The organism is Spirillospora sp. NPDC047279, assembly GCF_040643285.1.
Taxonomy (GTDB): Bacteria; Actinomycetota; Actinomycetes; order Streptosporangiales; family Streptosporangiaceae; genus Spirillospora.
This window is the reverse complement of the sequence record NZ_JBEYUA010000002.1, coordinates 227,598-243,975: the sequence shown is the minus strand read 5'-3', so window position 1 is coordinate 243,975 and position 16,378 is coordinate 227,598. Positions and strand designations below refer to the sequence as shown.

The 16,378-nt window shown below is 72.6% G+C and carries 12 protein-coding genes; 9 read left to right on the top strand and 3 right to left on the bottom strand.

Annotation, left to right across the window (positions count from 1 at the left end; genetic code table 11):
* Window positions 1-29 precede the first annotated feature (29 nt).
* Both ABZ810_RS05365 and ABZ810_RS05360 read right to left on the bottom strand, forming a co-directional pair.
* Window positions 30-2,624 (bottom strand): VIT domain-containing protein, encoded by a 2,595-nt coding sequence (locus ABZ810_RS05365; protein ID WP_358399494.1) that lies wholly within the window; start codon window positions 2,622-2,624, stop codon window positions 30-32.
* The gene (locus tag ABZ810_RS05360) at window positions 2,621-3,457 is read right to left on the bottom strand and encodes a MerR family transcriptional regulator (RefSeq protein WP_358399492.1); all 837 of its coding nucleotides are present in this window, start codon (window positions 3,455-3,457) and stop codon (window positions 2,621-2,623) included. The genes ABZ810_RS05365 and ABZ810_RS05360 overlap by 4 nt, the downstream gene beginning before the upstream one ends.
* Window positions 3,458-3,621: 164 nt before the next feature.
* Between ABZ810_RS05360 and ABZ810_RS05355 the strand changes: the two genes are divergently transcribed.
* From ABZ810_RS05355 to ABZ810_RS05340, 4 genes are all read left to right on the top strand, one after another.
* Complete coding sequence (locus ABZ810_RS05355; RefSeq protein WP_358399490.1) at window positions 3,622-4,371, top strand: nuclease-related domain-containing protein; 750 nt, start codon at window positions 3,622-3,624, stop codon at window positions 4,369-4,371.
* Between the two features lie 256 nt (window positions 4,372-4,627).
* Entirely contained in the window at window positions 4,628-6,523 is a 1,896-nt protein-coding gene (locus ABZ810_RS05350) for a sigma-70 family RNA polymerase sigma factor (protein ID WP_358399487.1), read from the top strand.
* Window positions 6,520-7,350 (top strand): hypothetical protein, encoded by an 831-nt coding sequence (locus tag ABZ810_RS05345; protein ID WP_358399484.1) that lies wholly within the window; start codon window positions 6,520-6,522, stop codon window positions 7,348-7,350. The genes ABZ810_RS05350 and ABZ810_RS05345 overlap by 4 nt, the downstream gene beginning before the upstream one ends.
* Window positions 7,351-7,570: 220 nt before the next feature.
* Window positions 7,571-8,716: an NlpC/P60 family protein gene (locus ABZ810_RS05340; RefSeq protein WP_358399482.1), complete on the top strand. Its 1,146-nt coding sequence runs from the start codon at window positions 7,571-7,573 to the stop codon at window positions 8,714-8,716.
* A 178-nt stretch (window positions 8,717-8,894) separates the two neighbouring features.
* Here ABZ810_RS05340 and ABZ810_RS05335 read toward each other — a convergent pair whose 3' ends face one another.
* Window positions 8,895-9,398, bottom strand: coding sequence for an inorganic diphosphatase (locus ABZ810_RS05335; RefSeq protein WP_358399480.1), 504 nt, complete (start codon window positions 9,396-9,398; stop codon window positions 8,895-8,897).
* A 221-nt stretch (window positions 9,399-9,619) separates the two neighbouring features.
* Here ABZ810_RS05335 and dacB point away from each other — a divergent pair, with 221 nt between their 5' ends.
* The 5 genes from dacB to ftsH all read left to right on the top strand — a co-directional run bounded on the left by dacB (window position 9,620) and on the right by ftsH (window position 16,378).
* Window positions 9,620-10,948: a D-alanyl-D-alanine carboxypeptidase/D-alanyl-D-alanine-endopeptidase gene (gene dacB, locus ABZ810_RS05330; protein ID WP_358399478.1), complete on the top strand. Its 1,329-nt coding sequence runs from the start codon at window positions 9,620-9,622 to the stop codon at window positions 10,946-10,948.
* A gap of 151 nt (window positions 10,949-11,099) precedes the next feature.
* A complete protein-coding gene (locus ABZ810_RS05325; RefSeq protein WP_358399475.1) occupies window positions 11,100-12,227 on the top strand; it encodes a zinc-dependent metalloprotease in 1,128 nt (375 codons plus the stop codon).
* Window positions 12,228-12,311: 84 nt separating this feature from the next.
* Window positions 12,312-13,454, top strand: a complete 1,143-nt coding sequence (gene tilS, locus ABZ810_RS05320) for a tRNA lysidine(34) synthetase TilS (protein ID WP_358400305.1) — start codon at window positions 12,312-12,314, stop codon at window positions 13,452-13,454.
* 97 nt (window positions 13,455-13,551) lie between these two features.
* Complete coding sequence (gene hpt, locus ABZ810_RS05315; protein ID WP_358399473.1) at window positions 13,552-14,115, top strand: hypoxanthine phosphoribosyltransferase; 564 nt, start codon at window positions 13,552-13,554, stop codon at window positions 14,113-14,115.
* Window positions 14,116-14,368: 253 nt separating this feature from the next.
* Window positions 14,369-16,378, top strand: a complete 2,010-nt coding sequence (ftsH, locus tag ABZ810_RS05310; RefSeq protein WP_358399470.1) for an ATP-dependent zinc metalloprotease FtsH — start codon at window positions 14,369-14,371, stop codon at window positions 16,376-16,378.

The following is a 16,378-nucleotide window of genomic DNA, read 5'->3' as shown; positions in this document are numbered from 1 at the left end:
CGGGAGGACGCGCGCACCTGCGTTCGGGCTCAGTTGCCGCGCTTCCAGAAGGCTCGCTTGGCCGGCGGCGGAGGCGGAGGCGACGCCGACGGCCGAGCGGGCTCCGCGAAGTCGGCGATCACTCGCATCGCCTCGTCCCAGACGGCGGTGAGGTCTCCTTCGAACCTCCTGCCGCCGAGCTCGGTCACGAACGCGGAGAGCGGGGCGACGGTGCCGGTGTCGACGCCCGCCCGTTCGAGGCGTTCGACGATCTGCTTCAGCCAGGTGTGCAGGCGGAGCAGATCCTGGGGCCCGCGTACGGACGCCTCCTGCGGGCGTGCGAGGTAGTCGGCCAGTTCGCGTCGGACCTCCGCGAGCACCTGCTCCGGAGCGGCCGGCGAGGGCGACGGGCCGCCCTCGGGACGGGACAGGTCCTGGTCCCGCCGGCGGGCCGACTTGCGGCCCCGGGCGGGCCTCCCTCCCGGGGCCGAGCCGGGCCTCGGAGCGGGCGACTCCGGCCGCAGGAAGTCCGGAACGTCCATCTCGTCGTAGGAGTCCGACAGCGGCCGCGCACTACCCCGGGCCGGGGCCGCCGCCGGCATGGGCGCGGACGGTGACGGAGGCGCCAAGCTCTGCGGCATGGACTGGCCGTAGCCCGCGCTCATGGGGGCCATCCGCGGCGCGGGGGCCGTGGCGAGCTCCGGCGCCCATCCCTCCGGCGCCTCCACCGGCTGGACGACCTGGTGCGGAGAACCGCCGCTCTCGGCGACGACGCGGCTGTCCACGGCCACGAACGCGGTGAAGCGGCACAACACGCCGAAGCGCAGCGAGGCGTCGACGATGCGGCGTTCGAGCTCGGTCCCGCCGCCGACCGCGTACCGGTCTTCCAGGTCGCGCAGGTGCGCGCGGGCCCAGATCGCGGCGGTGGCCGCGGAGCCCTCCGTCGCCTCGCCGGAGACACGGCGTTCCCAGGCGTGGCCGTCGGCCGCCGTCGCCCGTACCGTCAGCGTCCCGGACGGCGCGCCCCGGTAACGCCCCGAGATCACCAGTGGAACGCCGGGGAACAGCGCGCCCAGCCGCCGCGGCGCCACGGTGTCGGGCACCAGCTCCAGGCCGCCCTCGGGGTGGAGGGACAGACCCGTCACGAGCGGGGAGCCGATGCGGTGGTGGATGTGCTCCATCGCGTCGTCGAGCCGGTCTTCGGACTCGACCAGCTCGCAGCGGCCCGCGCTCCCGTCCTCGCCGTCGCCGCCGCTCCCGGCGGCGAGCCGCCTCAGGAAACCCGCGTTCACCGCCCGGTCGATGCCGACCGTGTGCACCCGCACCCCGCGCAGGCGCGGCGTGAGCCGCGCGAGGATCTGGTCCTCGTTGCCGATCTGCCCGTCCGTGATGAGGACGATGACACGGTCGTGGGACGAGCCCGCCAGCAGCGTGCACGCCTCGTCCAGCGGGCGCGACATCTCGGTGCCGCCGCGGGCGGTGATCGCGGCGAGGTGCTCGATCGCGCGGAACCGGTTGCGGTCGGTCGCCTCGGCCAGGCCGCCGCCGAGGCCGCGCGGCCGCTCGATGGAGTTGTCGAACGACAGGACGGCGAAGCGGTCCTCGGAGGTGAGGGTGTCGACGATCCGGGCCGCCGCCCGCCGGGCCGCGATCATCTTCCAGCCGGTCATGCTGCCCGAACGGTCGAGGATCAGCACGACGTCACGCGGGCGCGGCGGACGTACGTCGCTCGACGGCAGGACGGTGAGCGTGAACGTGCCTTCCGCCGCGTCGGTGCCGGCGGCGTCCGGGGTTTCGAGGGTGGAGGGGCCGTCCGGGGTGAACGTCAGGGACGTCGTGTCGGCCTCCCGCGAGGCGTACGCCAGGCGCAGGATGAAGTCCCTGTTGAGACGTTCGCCGGGCTGGAGCCGCACGGTCGTCAGGCCGTCCGCGTCGGCGTCCTCGGCGACGACGTGCAGGGCCGAGCCGATCTCGGTGAGCGGCAGCCCGGCCGGGTCGATCGTCGCGCTGAGCGCCAGCCGCACCGGGTTGGGGAAGCCGGGGAGCAGCACGGGCGGGCTGATGCGCGAGGCGTCCGGCACCGCGTCGGTGTCGGGCACGACGCCGTCTCCGGCGGGCACGTCCGCCAGCGGCGCGCCCGGAACGTAGCGCGGCGCCACCACCAGCGGGAACCGGAAGGTCGCCGCGCCGTCCTCGTACGGCAGCGGCTGGTTGAGCGCCAGGCGGATCGTCACGCGCTCGCCGGGCAGGATGTTGCCGACGCGCATGGTGAAGACGTCCGGGCGTTCCTCCTCGGCGATCGCGGCCCGGCGGCCGGACGCGATCGCGTCGTCGTACACCTGGCGTGCCTCGGCCCGCTCCTTGAGCGTGCCCTCGATGACCCGGTCGGCCGCCTCCATCCGCATCGCGGTCACCGCCGCTCGGTCCGGCAGCGGGAAGATGTAGGTGGCCTCCAGCGGCACGTCGAACGGGTTGCGGAAACCCTGCACGACCTCGATGCCCGCGGCCAGCCCCGTGATGGCGGCGTGGACGTCGACGAGGTCGAGCGGCAGGTTGCCCTTGCCGGTGGAGAGCGCGCCCAGCCCGCCGTCGGGCGCCGGGGGCGGCGTCGTGGGCTCGGGCAGTGGTGTGATGTGCACGGTCACGAGGACCTCCCGGGGGGTTCGGCGGACAGGCTGGACGGGTCGGATACGAGGCCGCGGCGCCGGAGCTCGTCCAGCAGCGGCCGTGCGGCGTTCTGAATGGCGGCGAGGTCGTCCGGGCCGAGCGACGGGACGTCCAGCAGCAACGTGAGCCCGGGCACCAGCCGAACGCCCTGAACGACCGACGCATCGGCGCCCACGCCCACACGACCGCCGGCGCCGACATCGGCTCTCGCCTCGGTCTGGGCGTCGGTCTGGGCGTCGGCCTGGGCGTCGGCCTGGGCGTTGGTCTGGGCATCGGCCCGCGCGTCGACCTCGGCCCCCGCGTCGGTGTCGGCGCTGGGTGGCGGGGCCGCTTCGAGGGGGCGTGACGTCGGCCGGGCGGCCCAGAAACGTTCACGAACGGGACCGTCACCGGGCACACCCGGCGCCACCACGGCGCCCGGCGCAGCCGGGTCATCGGTGGCTTCGCGCGCGCCCGCCGGGTCGTTGACGGCTTGGGGCGGGGTGGCCCCGATCGGGGTGGTCAGCTGGGCTATCTGGCGGAGGGTGGTGTCGGTGGCGCCGGTGAGCTCGGCCTGGATCTCGGCGATGGTGCGGCCGGTGGCCTGGCGGCGCTTGATCGCCACCAGCTGGAGGAGGTGGCGGCCGCCGTAGAGCGCGGTGCGGCCGCGCCGGCCCAGCGGCGGGTCGACCAGGCCGATCGTCGTGTACCAGCGGATCAGGCGTTCGTTGGGCAGGTCGCGCACCCGGCCGTTGACCTGTGGCGAGCCGTCGGCGGCCAGGGCCGCGGCGGCCCGCTCCGCCAGCTCGGTGATGGTCCAGGTGCTCTCCATGTTCCGATAGTGACACTGTAATGATGACAGTGTCAACAATTAAATGATCATGGACTTCGGCGAGCGCCGGCATCAAGAAGGTCAAAGTCCTTGAACTCCCGACGTCAGGGGCCCACGCTTGCGGCTGGGGCAGCCCTGGAAGGCTGAGGGAGAAGGGGCGTTCGGTGCGGATCAGCGGTCTCGGCACGTCCAGCGCCGGAGCCTCCGCCTGGTCGCGCTACCGCGCGCTCGCCGCGGCGCACAGGCAGGAACGGCTCGTGCTCCGCGGCGTCCTGGCCTGCGGCGCCGGTGTCGGTGCGGCCGGCCTCAGCGTGTGGTGGGCCGGGCCGGTGGTCGCGGTGGCCGCGTTCGCCGCGTTCACCCTGTACGAGTGGAACCGGCCGAGCCCGGCGACCAGCTGGCGCCAGGGCGCGATGGCCGAGCGCCGCACCGGCAGGAGCCTCGCCAAGCTCGACCCGGCCGCGTTCCACGTGCTGCACGACCGGGCCCTGCCGGGCGCGCCGGCGACCAACCTCGACCACCTGGTCATCGGCATCACCGGTGTCTACGCGATCGCGAGCCGGCGCTGGCGGTGGGGACTGCGGCTGCGCTCCGAAGGACGCCGGCTGTGGGCGGGCACCAGGCCCGCCGGTGACCTCGCCGGCGCCGCGGCGCGCGCCGCCGGTTCGGTCGCGGAGCTGCTCGCGACCGAGCTCGACCACGAGGTGCCGGTGACGCCGATGGTCGCGGTGCACGGGGCGCGCGTGCCGCGGAACGGGCTGCGGCACGGCGGGGTGCTCTTCGTCGCCTCGCGTCCACTGCCGAGCATCATCGCCACCCGCCCGGTGACGTTCACCAGTGCGCAGGTGGCCACGGTCGCCGCCGCCGCGGAACGGGTGCTCCCGCCAATGCTGGAGAACCTTTTCGGAAAGTAGGCGCGCCGCCGTCGGGTCGATTATCGACACATCACACGGTGTAGCTTCACGGTCGCGCCAAGGCAGACATCGCAGGTGTGGCCATGAGATCGACTCGCGACGACAAGTCGAGCAATTCGGTCTAATGTCATTAATCACCTCAGGTCAGGGTGGAATGGTGTGAGCGCGTCGGCGGTCCGCGAGAATATTGCGGACATAGGACTTCGATCCTTTGAAATTGCCGGTAAAGAGTCTGTAGAACCTTTACTTTCGGAGCATGAATGACCACCTCCTGGTCGAGGCTCTGAGATCGCGGGACTCGGGTGCTCCGGCGGCGCTGTACGAGGCGTACGCCGACCGGCTCTACGCGTACTGCTGGTTCCAGCTGCGCGGTCGTGACGCGTCCCAGGTCGCGCTGCGCGACACGTTCATCGTGGCCGAGGCGCACATCGACAAACTGCGCGATCCGGACCGGTTCGGGCCGTGGCTCTACGCGATCGCGCGACTGGAATGTGGCCGGCGGATGCCGTACGGGGGCCATCCGCCGGACCTGCCCGTCGCCAGCCACGACCAGGAGGACGTCGACCAGCGGATCATGGCCTGGCAGGCGGTGCTGGGGCTGGCGCCGCTCAGCCGGGAGATCCTCGAACTGCGGGTGCGGCACCAGCTGTCGGTGCCCGACCTGGCCGTCGTGTTCGACCTCCCGGTCAAGGAGGCGCAGGGCGCGCTCGACCGCGCGCACGCCGAGCTCGAGGTGGCGCTGACCGCTGAGATCCTGGCCCACCAGGGCCCCTACGGGTGCGCCGAACGCGGCCTGCTGCTGCGCGAGCGCCGCGGCGAGATGGAGCACGGCCTGCGCGTACGGCTGCTCCGGCACGCCGAGGAATGCCCGCTGTGCGGCGCGTTCCGGCCGCGCACGGTGTCGGCCGCCAAGGTGTACGGGCTGCTGCCGCTCGCCGAGCCGCCGGACGCCCTGCGGCCGCGCGTGATGAGCTGCTTCCTCGACCCCGAGCTGGTGGGCTACCGGCTCTTCGTCGCGACGCGGGTCAACGAGTTCGCCCCGGGCGGCTTTCCCGCCCAGCCGCGCCGCTCCGTCCTGCCGCGGCGGCCGAACCTCTCCCGCGGCGGCGCGCTGCCCTGGCTGCCGGGAGGACGCCGTTCCGGCGGGTCGCGCAAGGCCGCCGCGGCGGGCGGCGTCCGTGACGACGGCGCCGCCATCGCGGTCTCCGCCATCCCGGACGGACGGCTGCGGACGGCGGGGCGGGCCCTCGCGGCGACCGCCGCCGTCCTGCTCCTGCTCGGTGCGAGCGGGGCCGCGTTCACCTGGCTGATGGGTTCCGACGACCGGGACGCCGGAACGGTCGCCGCGGGCCGTGCGCCGAGCCCGGGAACGCCGTCGCCGCCGCCCCGTTCGGGCCCCGGCATCGTGTCCGACCGGCCCGACGTGGGCGGCCTCACCGGGTCGCCCGTCTCCGCGACCTTCCCCCTCGGAGCGCGGTACTCCGCCGCGCCGCCGACCGCGCTGCCGTCCCCGCCGTTGCGCGAATACCAGAGCGCGCCCGCCGACCCCAACCGGCGACACCCCGGTCCGCCCGGAGGCACCGGCACGCTCCAGGTGTCGCCGCTCTACATCGACCTCGCGGGCGGCTCCGACACCGCGGTGACCCTGCGCGCCGAGGGCGGCCCCGTCACCTGGCGCGCCAAGACCTGGGGCCCGGTCATGCCGAACGGCTCGTCCGGACATCTGAACGACGGCCAGTCGGTCACCCTCGGCGTCCGCGTCTTCCGGCGTCCCGGCGGACGCGGCGAGGGCGGCATCACGTTCGAGCCCGGCGGCCAGCAGGTGCACATCAGCTGGCGCCCCGCCCCCGCCCCGCAGCCGACTCCCACCCCCACGGACCCCGGCACGACCCCACCCCCCACCCCGTCCGCACCGACCACCCCGCCTCCCTCGTCGTCCACACCACCGGGATCGTCCACACCACCGGGATCGTCCGCACCACCTTCGTCGTCCGCCCCGCCCTCGTCGTCGCCCCCGCGGTCGGACCCGCCGCCACCCGCCGACCCGCCTCCGCCCAGCAGCGAGCCGCCGTCCTCGGCACCCCCGTCGACGCCGGCGCCGGAGTCCCCGCCGTCGTCCGGTCCGAGCCCCTCACCCGAGGGCACCGGATGACCGCCGACGGCGCCGCGTTCACCCGCCGTTCGGACTCGCGCGTCAGCCCACGCCCCGTCCCGGCCGCACTCGCCCGGCTGGTGGCCCGCATCCAGCTGGTCGAGTGGCCCCTCTGGACGGAACCCGCCGCGCGCACCCGCCGCGAGGTGGCCGAGCTCTGCCGACTGCAGACCGCGCGCGGCCTGACAGTCCTCTCCTGGCTGGCCTCGAACGACCTAGCCCCACCCGCCCCATCGCGACTCCCCGCCCCACCCTCCCCAATCCACCTAGCCCACCCCACCCCCACACGACCAAGCACCATCACGCCACCCGTCGCCACCACACCGGTGAACGTCATCACGCCACCCGGCGCAGGCGAGGCGACCGCCATCGACGCGGGCGGTGGTGGGGAGCTGGGGTGGTTGCTGGATACGCGGCGGTTGGCCGGGGGGAGGCGGGAGCGGATGTACGAGGCGGCCGATCGGTTGCCGCCGGGGGTGCGGGAGCTGGTGGTGGCCAACTGGACATGGGCCTTGGGGACGCCGCATGGGGGGCAGGTGACCGCCGCTTATCTGGCGGCGGGGGCCTATCCGGACGACGGGTATTCGGCGGCGCACGCGACGGTGGCGTTGTTGCGGTTGTGGGAACGGCGGCCCGAGCACCGGCCCGCGATGGCGGCGGCGTGGGCGGCGACGCGTACGCCCGCCGACTGGTGCAAGGCGGCCGAGTTGCACGCGGCCTACGGTGCGGCCGTGCCCATCTTCAGCTACCCGCGCGTTCCGCTGCCGCCGCGCACGACGGTGCGCCCGTGGATCGAACGGCTACTTTGTGTGCGGGCCGGTAGCTGAGGGTAGTAACCCCTGCGACTCTTGTGGCGGAAAGTTCATCATCGTGCTCCGGTGAACTACTCTCGGTCACAGATCACTTGCTCTTTGTGATTCGCGGCAGGGGAGGACCGTGTTTCCGTCACCGAACACCGCACGACTTCGCCGGCGGAGGTCGCGGTCCGCCGCGCTCCGGCTGACGGCCCTCTCGTCGGGAGTCGCGATCACGGTCGCGGGAGCGACGGTGCCCGTCCGGGCCGAGCCCGGGCCCAGCGCCGGCGACGTCAGCCAGAGCCGGCGCGAGGTGCGCGACCGGGCCGCCGAGGTCGGGCGCACCAAGGCGCTGCTCGCGCAGGCGGGCGCCGAGCTCGAACGGTTCGGCGTCGCCGCGGCGCGGGCCGTGGAACGTTACAACGGCGAGCTGGTGAAGCTGCGGCAGGCCAAGCAGGAACACGCCGGGACGCAGGCGCGGCTCGCCGAGGCCGACCGGCGGCTCGCCGACGCGCAGCGGGAGCTCGCCGCGTTCGCGGCCGAGGCTTACCAGGCCGACACGGGTTCCAACCCGTGGTCGGCGGCGGTGGCCGGCAGCGGCGGCCCGCAGGGGTTCATGGACCGCGCCGGGATGATGGAGATGCTCGCGCGCAAGCGCACCGCGGTCATCCAGCGGGTCGAGGCCACGCGCAACGTCGCCGACGTCTTCCGCAAGGAGGCCAAGGCCGCGCTGGACGAGCAGTCGGCGGCGACGCGGCGCGCTGAGCAGGCCAGGAGGGCCGCGGCCGCCGCGGTGGCGCGGCAGAAGGCGGCGGTCGGACGGATCGCGGCGGAGAAGCGCCGTCTCGAGCTGCGTCTCGGCGCGGCCGAGGCACGGACGGCCCGGTTGCAGCGGGCCCGCGAGGCCGCTCTCGCCGCGGCGGAGGCTCGTCGCGCCCGGCAGTCGTTCGGCGGTTCGGGACGCAGCGCCGCCGCGCTCGCGCGGGGCTCGGCCCGGGGTTCGCTGGTCGTGCGGTCCGCGCTCAGGTGGCTCGGCACGCCCTACTCGTGGGGCGGCGGCACCGCGCGCGGCCCCAGCTACGGCATCGCCCACGGGTCCGGCATCCACGGCTTCGACTGCTCGGGGCTCGCGCTGTACGCGTGGAGCAAGGCGGGCGTCCGGCTCGACCACTGGACCGGTACGCAGTGGACGTCGGGACCGCACGTACCGATCGGCAGCCTGCGCGCCGGTGACCTGGTGTTCTTCGCCAACGACACCTCCGACCCCGACACGATCCATCACGTCGGCATCTACGTCGGCAAGGGGCGCATGGTCGAGGCTCCGTACACCGGTGCGCGCGTGCGCATCTCGACGATCTATCGCAACGGCCTGATCGGGGCCACGCGCCCCGCGGGCTGAGAGGCCGGCCCGGGCGCGCACGGAGGCCGGCCCGCGCGTTCACGCACAACAGCGGAACGCTTCCGTACGGGATCCCGTACGGAAGCGTTCCGCTGTCTTCGTTCGTGTGTCCGAGCCCCCGGGCGGCGGCGGGGAGCAGACCGCACCGCCCAGCGGGCCCGGGCGCGGCACGGAGGGGTCAGTGACCGCCGTGCTGCGCGACGTGCTCGGCCTGGCGCTTGTGGGAACGCTCGATCTCGATCTCCGCCTCGACGCGGCCGACCCAGTTGGCGCCCTCGACGGACTTGCCGGGCTCGAGGTCCTTGTAGACCTCGAAGAAGTGCTGGATCTCCAGACGGTCGAACTCCGGGACGTGGTGGATGTCGCGGAGGTGCTCGCTGCGCGGGTCGGTCGCCGGCACGCACAGGACCTTGTCGTCACCGCCGGCCTCGTCGGTCATCCGGAACATGCCGACGGCGCGGCACTTGATCAGGCAACCGGGGAACGTCGGCTCCTGCAGGATGACCAGGGCGTCGAGCGGGTCGCCGTCCTCACCGAGGGTGTCCTCGATGAACCCGTAGTCGGCCGGATACTGGGTGGAGGTGAACAACATCCGGTCCAGCCGGATGCGGCCGGTCTCGTGATCCACCTCGTACTTGTTCCGGCTTCCCCTCGGGATCTCGATGACGACGTCGAATTCCAAGGTGTCCTCCGCTCCCCGCGTGTTCGCAGTGTTTAGTCTTTCGGGAGCCTGTGCGGGCTGAAGACGAGCCCCACAGGGTGGGTGTTCCCCATATATAAGGATGTCGCACATTGGTGAGTGCTGAGTGGGAGAGGGGTGGTCACGTGGTGATAGGCCCGCGTGCCCTCGCCTTGATCACACTGTCCCTCCTTAATGTTTTCACTGTCGGGGCCGGAACGGCAGTGGCGAAACTCACACCCGACCGCAACCTCTCACCTCAGCCGCCCGCCGTGGCGGACCGCGACATCGTCCGGGCCGCGGCGGCGACCGTGCCCGGCGCCGATCCCGCCGCCCGCATCCCGAACGCCGGGGTCCTGAGCGCCCGCCTGAACGCCCTGATCAGCTCCTCCGGCCAGAAGACCAGCGCGGTGGTGATCGACGCGACCACCCGCGAACCGCTGTACCAGCAGCGTGCGGACCGTCCCGCCACCCCCGCCTCGACCACCAAGCTGGTGACGTCGGTCGCCGCGCTGGCCGCGCTGGGCCCGGCGCACAAGATCACCACACAGGCCGTCGAGGGCGGCACCGCGGGCAGCGTCGTCCTGGTCGGAGGCGGGGATCCTACCTTGACGACCCGTCCCGCCACGTCCTCTTCCGGCAGCCGGGCCCGGAGCGGCCAGGGCGATCCGGCGTTCGGCTCGTTCACCGACCTCGCCCGCCAGACCGCGAACACCCTCAAGGCGTCCGGTGTACGGCGTGTCCGGGTCGACTTCGACATCTCCGCCTATCAGGGTCCTCGTACGGCGGCCGGATGGAAGTCCAACTACCTGCCCGACGGCGAGGTCGCCCCGGTCTCCGCGCTGACGGTGGACGAGGGGCGCGTCGAGCAGGGGGCGAAGACGCGCGTCGGCGACCCGCCCCGTGCCGCGGCCGCGACGTTCGCCCGCCTGCTGAGCCGGTACGGGGTGAAGGCCCAGGCCGGACGCCAGGCCGCGGCGCCCGCCGGAGCCCGGCGGCTCGGCGCCGTGCAGTCGCCCACTCTCGCCGCGCTCGTCGAATACCTCATGACCCACAGCGACAACGACGTGGCCGAGGCCGTCCTGCGCCAGGTGGCGATCAAGCGCGGCAGGCCCGCCACGTTCGCGGGCGGCGCCCAGGCCGTGCGGGAAGTGCTCGCCGGGCTCGGCGTCGCGGGCGGCGTGCTGACCAACGACGGCAGCGGCCTCTCGCCGCGCAACCAGATCACCCCGCTCGCGCTGGCCCGGATCGCCGCGCTGGCGGCGTCCCCCCAACGGCCCGACCTGCGCGCCGCCATCACCGGCATGCCGGTGGCCGGGTTCTCCGGAACGCTCAGCCCGCCCCGCTACACCGGGGCGAGCAGCAGGGCGGGGGCCGGAATGGTCCGCGCCAAGACCGGCACCCTGTCCGGGGTCAGCACCCTCGCCGGGGTCGCCTACGACGCCGACGGGCGGCTGCTGGCGTTCGCGTTCATGGCCGGCGACGGCACCGGGCAGGTCGATCCGGGCAAGCTCGACCGGCTCGCCGGGGCGGTCGCGGCCTGCGGCTGCTGATCCTCCCCGCGCGTCGGTGATCTTCCCGGGCCGCTCCCGCGATCGGGCGGCACGTGTGGAAAAGCCCCTGCGGGAGATAACCAAAACGGTTGTTCGTTGAACGATGGTGCAGGGGCGCCCGGGCGCCGTGTCGAAACGTACGGTGGGGTATATGAGCGCCTCAATGATCGACTGGAATGTGGCCGTCCAGACCGGGACCCGGCTCGTCCGGCCCGGTCCGCAGGTCAGCCACGAGGAGGCCCGGCAGGTCGTCGACGAGCTGCGCGACCTGTCCAGGCTCGCGCAGGGACACGTGCGCGACTTCACGGGCATCCGGGCCGAGGAGGATCCGGCGCCCGCGACGATCGTCGACCGGCCCGGCTGGATCAAGGCCAACGTGGACGGCTTCCGGGTGGTCCTCGAGCCGCTGATGGAGCAGATGCAGGATCGTGGCAGCGGCGGCCTGCTGAGCGGAGGCCCCGGCGGCGCGGTCGTGCAGGCCGTCGGCTCCCGGGTGACCGGCATGCAGGTCGGCGCCATCCTCGCGTACATGGCGGGCCGCGTTCTCGGGCAGTACGAGCTGTTCCTGCCGCCGGACCCGTCGGGCCGCGCGCCGACCGGGCGGCTCACGCTGGTCGCGCCCAACATCGTCCATGTCGAGCAGGAGCTCGGCGTCGACCCGCGCGACTTCCGGCTGTGGGTGTGCCTCCACGAGGAGACGCACCGCACCCAGTTCACCGGCGTGCCGTGGCTGCGCGAGTACGTCCAGGACCAGATGACGCGGTTCCTGCTGGCGTCCGACCTCGATCCGGGCGCGATGCTGGAACGCCTGCGCAGCGCCGCCGACGCGGTCGCCGACGCGGTGCGCGGCGGCGAGTCGAGCCTGATCGACGCCATCCAGTCGCCGGAGCAGCGCGAGATCCTCGACCGCCTCACCGCGGTCATGACCCTCGTCGAGGGGCACGGCGACTACGTGATGGACGCCGTCGGCCCCGAGGTCGTGCCGTCCGTGCAGCACATCCGGCAGCGCTTCCAGGGCCGCCGCGACGGCGGCTCGCGCCTGGACAAGACGATCCGCCGCCTCCTGGGCATCGATCTCAAGATGAAGCAGTACGCCGAGGGTTCCCGCTTCGTCCGCCGCGTCGTCGCCGAGGTCGGGATGGACGGCTTCAACAAGGTCTGGGAGTCGCCGGAGGCGCTGCCGACGCACGACGAGATCAAGGAGCCGGTCGCCTGGATGAACCGCGTCATCGGCCCCCGCGCGCTGGACGTGGCCCCGCCCGAGGCCAACGAGGCCTGACGGTGCGGGTGCGCGTCACTGTCGGTGGCGCGTGGTTTCGTTGACCCGCGGCGGGACGTCGCCGCGGGTCGACGAGAGGACGAGCTGATGGGGCCCGATCCGGCCGTCGCGGCGGTACGCGCGGCGGTGCGGCAGGCGCTCGGCGAGACACCGCCGGGCGCCCTGGTCCTGGTGGCCTGCAGCGGTGGCGCCGACTCGCTGGCGCTCGCCGCCGCGCTCGCCTTCGAGGCCCCGCGCGCCGGCCGCCCGGCCGGCGGCGTGACGATCGACCACGGCCTGCAGGACCGCTCGGGCGAACGCGCCTCACGCCTCGTGCGCACCATGGCGGACCTCGGCCTCGACCCCGCCGGGGCGGTCGCCGTCACGGTCGGCACCGAGGGCGGCCCGGAGAACGCGGCGCGCGAGGCCCGCTACGCCGCCCTCGACAAGGCCGCCGCACGCCTCGGCGCCGCCGCCGTCCTGCTCGGCCACACCCGCGACGACCAGGCGGAGACCGTCCTGCTGGGCCTCGCCCGCGGCTCCGGCGCCCGTTCGCTGGCCGGCATGCCCCCCGCGTTCACCCGCCCCGGCGGCGCCCACTACCTGCGCCCCCTCCTCGACCTCGAACGCGCCACCACCCGGCGCGCCTGCTCGGCCCTCGGCCTGGAGCCCTGGGACGACCCGCACAACGACGACCCCGCGTTCACCCGCGTACGCGTCCGCAACGAGGCCCTGCCCGTCCTGGAGCAGACCCTCGGCCCCGGCATCGCCGACGCCCTGGCCCGCACCGCCCGCATGCTCCGCGACGACGCCGACGCCCTCGACGCCCTGGCCATCCGCGCCTACGAAACGTTGAAAGCCCGACCGCCCCACGACGCCGTCGCGCACAGCGGCGCGGCGGCCGACGGCGCGATGGACCACGCCGCGAGCGAGGGAGCGGCAAGGGCCGCAGGGATCGACGCGGCCGCGGGCGGGGGCCTGGTGGATGGGGCTGTCGGGGTGGGGCTGGCTGTGGAGGGGTTGGCGGAGTTGCCTCGGGCGGTGCGGACCCGGGTGTTGCGGATGGCGGCGGTCGAGGCGGGGAGCCCACCGGGTACGCTCGCGGCCGTTCACGTTGATGCAGTGGATCGGCTGGTCACGGCCTGGAGGGGGCAGCAGCACGTCGACCTCCCGGCGGGCGTACGAGCGTTCCGGCGGTATGGGAAGCTGCTGTTCGGGACAGGCCCCCCGCCGCGGCGCGTCCGGTAGCAGTACGAGCGTGCTGCGAGGCTGTCCGCGCTCGGGGAGCCGGGCCGTGCCGTGAGCGCGCTGTCAGGCAGCGTGTCGTCTCGATGAGGGTGGGGTTGTGGACGAGAAGGACCTGGGCGCCGACCTGGCGAAAGTGCTCATTCCCGAAGACCAGTTGCAGGAGAAGGTGCGCGAGCTGGCCGCGCAGATCGACGCCGACTACGCGGGCAAGGACCTGCTGATGGTGGGCGTCCTCAAGGGCGCGGTCATGATCATGGCCGACCTCGCGCGGGCGCTGCACTCGCCGGCGTCGATGGACTGGATGGCGGTGTCGTCGTACGGGTCGGGCACCAAGTCGTCGGGCGTCGTGCGGATCCTCAAGGACCTCGACACCGACATTCTCGGCCGCCACGTGCTGATCGTCGAGGACATCATCGACTCCGGGCTCACGTTGTCGTGGCTCGTCAGCAACCTGCGGTCGCGGCGGCCCGCGTCGCTGGAGATCTGCGCGCTGCTGCGCAAGCCGGAAGCGGTCAAGACCGAGATCGGCTGCAAGTACCTCGGCTTCGACATCCCCAACGAGTTCGTGGTCGGTTATGGCCTGGACTACGCCGAGAAATACCGCAACCTGCCCTTCGTGGGGACCCTCGCGCCCCACGTGTACGGGGGCGACGGTTCCTGACCGGGAACAAGGGGCGCCGGCGGATCGTTGCAAGGGGCGTCGAAGGGTATACCGAAAGGATCAGGGGATCGGCGCTGGCTGCGTCCCCTGTGCTTGCCGGTGTACCTTCGATATCCCGGGCCTCGGCCGGGGACACTGCTATGGAGGCCGCCTCGGCGGGCGTTGGGCCCGGGTTCAGAGGGCCTGACGTGCACGGAGCCGGTTCACAGACGTTGGTCAGGAGGGACGGGCCCCGGAAGGGGTGACCGGATAAATGGACGTGAAGCGCTACTTTCGCGGGCCGCTGCTGTGGATCCTGCTGTTCGGCCTCTTGATCGCCCTTGTCATGTGGGGGATCAACCCCGGCCGTTCCTACGAGAAAACCGATACCTCGAAAGTGGTCTCGGCGATCCAGAGCGGACAGGTGAAATCCGCCAAGATCATCGACAAGGACCAGAAGATCGAGGTCACGCTCAAGGACGGCAAGCAGCAACAGGCGTCCTGGGTCGACGGCCAGGGCATCGAGCTCCAGCGGCTGCTCCAGCAGCAGGCGCAGAACGGAAGCCTCTCCGGCGGTTACAACGTCGAGGTTCCCAAGCAGAGCTTCTTCCTCAGCCTGTTGTTCAGCCTGCTGCCCATCGTGGTCATCGTGCTGATCTTCCTGTTCATCATGAACCAGATGCAGGGCGGCGGCTCTCGCGTGATGAACTTCGGCAAATCCAAGGCCAAGCTCATCACCAAGGACACGCCCAAGACGACGTTCGCCGACGTCGCAGGAGCGGACGAGGCGCTGGAGGAGCTGGAGGAGATCAAGGACTTCCTCCAGAATCCGGCCAAGTTCCAATCCATCGGCGCCAAGATCCCCAAGGGCGTGCTGCTGTACGGCCCGCCCGGTACCGGCAAGACCCTGCTCGCCCGCGCGGTCGCCGGCGAGGCGGGGGTGCCGTTCTACTCGATCTCCGGTTCGGACTTCGTCGAGATGTTCGTCGGTGTCGGCGCCTCGCGTGTCCGTGACCTGTTCGAGCAGGCCAAGACCAACGCCCCGTCCATCATCTTCATCGACGAGATCGACGCCGTCGGCCGCCACCGCGGCGCCGGCCTGGGCGGCGGTCACGACGAGCGCGAGCAGACCCTCAACCAGCTGCTGGTCGAGATGGACGGCTTCGACGTCAAGGGCGGCGTGATCCTGATCGCCGCGACCAACCGTCCCGACATCCTCGACCCGGCGCTGCTGCGCCCGGGCCGCTTCGACCGGCAGGTCACCGTCGACCGTCCCGACCTGGAGGGCCGCAAGGGCATCCTCCGCGTCCACGGCCGCGGCAAGCCGTTCGCCCCGGACGTCGACCTCGACGTCATCGCACGCCGCACGCCGGGCTTCACCGGCGCCGACCTGGCCAACGTGATCAACGAGGCGGCGCTGCTCACGGCGCGCTTCGACCGCAAGCTGATCGACATGGAGACCCTCGAGGAGTCCATCGACCGGGTGATGGCGGGTCCCGAGCGCAAGACCCGTGTGATGTCGGAGAAGGAAAAGAAGATCATCGCCTACCACGAGGGCGGTCACGCACTGGTGGCGCACGCGCTGCCGAACTCCGACCCCGTGCACAAGGTGACGATCCTGCCGCGCGGCCGGGCCCTGGGTTACACCATGACCCTGCCGATGGAGGACAAGTTCCTCACCACCCGATCGGAGATGAGCGACCAGCTGGCGATGCTGCTGGGCGGCCGCACCGCCGAGGAGCTCGTCTTCCACGAGCCCACCACGGGCGCGGCCAACGACATCGAGAAGGCCACCTCGATCGCCCGCAACATGGTGACCGAGTACGGCATGAGCGAGCGCCTCGGCGCCCGCAAGTTCGGCACCGGTGCCGGTGAGGTCTTCCTCGGCCGCGACATGGGCCACGAGCGCGACTACTCCGAGGACATCGCCTCCGCGATCGACGACGAGGTCCGCCGCTACATCGAGAGCGCCCACGACACCGCCTGGGAGATCCTGGTCGAGTACCGGGACGTCCTGGACGACCTCGTGGTCAACCTGATGGAGAAGGAGACCCTGTCCAAGGACCAGGTTCTGGCGATCTTCGCGCCGATCACCAAGCGGCCGCACCAGAACTCCTACACCGGTTACGGCAAGCGCCTTCCGTCCGACCGGCCCCCGGTGTTGTCGCCGAAGGAGCTGGCCCTGATGGGCCCGCAGGACGTCGCCGACCTCACCAAGGGCAACGGGCAGAGCGCGGCCGATGCCGAGCCGGCCGGAGACCCGGCCACCGGCGGCGAGAGCTGA

What these genes read in the sequence shown, in the direction of transcription:
- ABZ810_RS05325 (WP_358399475.1), top strand. Translation starts at nt 11,100, where the DNA reads ATGAGCGCCTCAATGATCGACTGGAATGTGGCCGTCCAGACCGGGACC.
- ABZ810_RS05350 (WP_358399487.1), top strand. Translation starts at nt 4,628, where the DNA reads ATGAATGACCACCTCCTGGTCGAGGCTCTGAGATCGCGGGACTCGGGT.
- ABZ810_RS05345 (WP_358399484.1), top strand. Translation starts at nt 6,520, where the DNA reads ATGACCGCCGACGGCGCCGCGTTCACCCGCCGTTCGGACTCGCGCGTC.
- ftsH (WP_358399470.1), top strand. Translation starts at nt 14,369, where the DNA reads ATGGACGTGAAGCGCTACTTTCGCGGGCCGCTGCTGTGGATCCTGCTG.
- ABZ810_RS05360 (WP_358399492.1), bottom strand. Translation starts at nt 3,457, where the DNA reads ATGGAGAGCACCTGGACCATCACCGAGCTGGCGGAGCGGGCCGCCGCG.